This window comes from Mycobacterium sp. (assembly GCF_035314905.1).
In the GTDB taxonomy this organism is placed as follows: domain Bacteria; phylum Actinomycetota; class Actinomycetes; order Mycobacteriales; family Mycobacteriaceae; genus Mycobacterium.
This window is the reverse complement of the sequence record NZ_DATFYW010000202.1, coordinates 1-2,984: the sequence shown is the minus strand read 5'-3', so window position 1 is coordinate 2,984 and position 2,984 is coordinate 1. Positions and strand designations below refer to the sequence as shown.

General features: G+C 66.3%; 4 protein-coding genes. 3 read left to right on the top strand and 1 reads right to left on the bottom strand.

Annotated elements, in window-relative coordinates; all coding sequences use genetic code 11:
- Positions 1 to 187: 187 nt before the first annotated feature.
- A complete protein-coding gene (gene ligD, locus VKG81_RS17865) occupies positions 188 to 1,228 on the bottom strand; it encodes a non-homologous end-joining DNA ligase (protein WP_324397886.1) in 1,041 nt (346 codons plus the stop codon).
- A gap of 186 nt (positions 1,229 to 1,414) precedes the next feature.
- Between ligD and VKG81_RS17860 the strand changes: the two genes are divergently transcribed.
- The 3 genes from VKG81_RS17860 to VKG81_RS17850 all read left to right on the top strand — a co-directional run.
- Positions 1,415 to 2,491: an ATP-dependent DNA ligase gene (locus VKG81_RS17860; protein ID WP_324397885.1), complete on the top strand. Its 1,077-nt coding sequence runs from the start codon at positions 1,415 to 1,417 to the stop codon at positions 2,489 to 2,491.
- Positions 2,492 to 2,590: 99 nt separating this feature from the next.
- A complete protein-coding gene (locus VKG81_RS17855; RefSeq protein WP_324397884.1) occupies positions 2,591 to 2,815 on the top strand; it encodes a cupin domain-containing protein in 225 nt (74 codons plus the stop codon).
- A 56-nt stretch (positions 2,816 to 2,871) separates the two neighbouring features.
- On the top strand, positions 2,872 to 2,984 hold a 113-nt coding region (locus tag VKG81_RS17850; RefSeq protein WP_324397887.1), incomplete at its 3' end, for a glutamate--tRNA ligase family protein.

Here is a 2,984-nt window from a genome sequence, read left to right as displayed (position 1 = left end):
TGGATCGATCTGGCTCATGCTGGCCAGCATGAAGCCACCACGAGCCCTAAGACATCAGCCGAAACGCGTAGAGCGGCGGACTTCCGACGCGGATTTTCGCAGGTCCTGTCGCGAAACTGAAGAGAGTGCGGCTCCGATCGGCGTGTCGCCGCGGCTGGTTGAGTGTCGCGGATGCGGCGGCTACAACTCAAGGCCGCTTGGTTCTCCTGGTGAGGTCTGTGTCCCGCGACGGCTGCACCCGCTTCGGTTCGCCCGGCATCTTCGGGTAGTTCGGGGGGTACGGCATGTCGCCGAGGCCGCGTTCGGCGTCGGCGGCGGCCATCTCCAGCAGCCGCTCGATGGACTGGGCATTCGAGTCGATGTCCGCCCACGGGTCGTCACGGCTGCCCACCAGCTGCGGCACGGTCACGATCGTGTAGTCGTCGGGGTCGGCACCGGCGAGCTCGTCCCACGTCAGCGGCGTCGAGACCGTCGCGATCGGGGTACGCCGCGCCGAGTACGCCGACGCCATCGTCCGGTCGCGTGCGTTCTGGTTGAAGTCGATGAAGATGCGCTTGCCCCGCTCCTCCTTCCACCATGACGTCGTGACGGTGTCCGGGCTGCGCCGCTCGACCTCGCGGGCGAGCGCGATCCCGGCGCGGCGCACCTCGACGAAATCCCACTTCGTCTCGATCCGCAGGAACACATGCACGCCGCGCCCCCCGGACGTCTTCGCGTATCCGACGAGCCCCAGCTCGTCGAGCACCGGCTTGAGCACGTCGACGGCGACCGCGCGGGCCTCTTCGAACGCGGTGCCCGGCTGCGGGTCAAGGTCGATGCGCAGCTCGTCGGGATGATCGGTGTCGGGGCAACGTACCGGCCACGGGTGCAGCGTGATCGCTCCCATCTGCGCGGCCCAGATGATCGCAGACGGGTGGGTGACCTTCAGCGCGTCGGCGGTCCGGCCGGACGGGAACGTCACGCGGCATGTCTCGATGTAGTCGGGATGATGCTGCGGGACCCGCTTCTGGTAGATCTCTTCGCCGTCGATGCCGTCGGGAAACCGCTGAAGGTGGGTTGGCCGGTCGCGCAGCGACGTCAGCATCGGGCCGCCGGCCACGGCGAGGTAGTACTCGATCAGCTTGCGTTTCGTGCCGCTGGGACCGAGCTTCGGGTAGAAGACCTTGTCGGGGTTGGTGATTCGGACGGCGATCCCGTCGACGTCGATTTCTTCTGCGGGGGTTGCCAATTCAGGACTCCAGAACGTCGTAGAGATCGTTTCGCAGCGGCACCTCGAACCGAAGCCGGGAACGGGCGGCTTCGGATTGCAGTCCGCTCACGATTCGAAGCTACGCGTTCGATCTGCCTCGAGGCGAAAAACGAGGGTGACCGGAGGGCGTGAACCCGTTCGCCGACCAGACGCAAGAATGAGGCGATGAAGCTGCCCGTCATGCCGCCGGTCTCGCCGATGCTGGCCAAATCGGTGCCGTCGATCCCGCCCGGCGCGTCCTATGAGCCCAAATGGGACGGATTCAGGTCCATCTGCTTCCGCGATGGCGATCAGGTCGAGCTGGGCAGCCGCAACGAGCGGCCGATGACCCGTTACTTCCCCGAACTGGTCGCGGCGGCCACGGCCGAGCTGCCGGAGCGCTGCGTGATTGACGGCGAGATCGTCATCGCCACCGACCGCGGCTTGGACTTCGAGGCCCTCCAACAGCGCATCCACCCGGCCGACTCACGGGTGCGGATGCTCGCCGAACAGACGCCGGCTTCCTTCATCGCGTTCGACTTGCTCGCCCTCGGCGATCACGACTACACCCGGCGACCGTTCAGCGAGCGCCGCGCCGCCCTCGTGGACGCGTTGGCCGGCTCGGGCCCGTCGATTCATGTCACGCCCGCCACCACCGATCTGGTGACCGCACAGCGATGGTTCGAGGAGTTCGAGGGAGCCGGCCTCGATGGGGTCGTCGCCAAGCCGCTGACGATCACCTATCAGCCGGACAAGCGCGTCATGTTCAAGATCAAGCACGCGCGGACCGCCGACTGCGTCGTCGCCGGCTACCGAGCGCACAAGTCCGGCGACGAGGCGATCGGCTCGCTACTGCTCGGGCTCTACAAGGACGACGGCACACTCGCATCGGTCGGTGTCATCGGCGCCTTCCCGATGGCTGAGCGGCGGCGACTGTTCACTGAGCTGCAGCCGCTCGTCACCAGCTTCGATGGCCACCCGTGGGACTGGGCTGCCCACGAAGCGGGAGAACGCACCCCACGCAGAAATGAAACCTCCCGCTGGAACGCCGGCAAGGACCTGTCGTTCGTGCCGCTGCGGCCCGAGCGGGTGGTCGAGGTCCGCTACGACCACATGGAAGGTGAACGATTCCGCCACACCGCCCAGTTCAACCGCTGGCGCCCCGACCGCGACCCGCGCTCATGCACCTATGCGCAACTCGAGCACCCGCTCACCTTCAGCCTTGGCGACATCGTGGCCGGCCTTGGCCCAGGCAACGGCTGACTCGATAGCGATCGGCGTAGGCGAAAATTGACTCATCCACACGTGCAATGATCACTACTCCAGCGAGCGAGGGATGAACCAATAAGCGCGACCACCTACGTGTACGCGCCAGAGGACATTGTCTGGCACAGGACGGAACCAGGACCGGATTTCTACCTCAGCGGCACCGGCAGCGTGACGATCGGTGAGCAGACCTGGCCCACGAAGCCAGGCACCCTGGCGAAGATCCCCGCGCACAAGCAGCACAGCGCCACCAACACCGGGACCGAAGACCTCATCTTCCTCGTGATCTACGATCCCCCCAACGACGACGGCACCGCGTAGCAAACAGCCGCTTTGGGGTGTTCGACCGGGGCATCACGGGGAGGTCCACAACGTCCATCCTGGATAGTGGCGGCAGATTCGCCCCCAGCCCGTCGGCAGACCTGCACATCGGCAACCTGCGCACAGCGGTGCTCGCGTGGCTGTTCGCCCGCTCCACCGGCCGACGGTT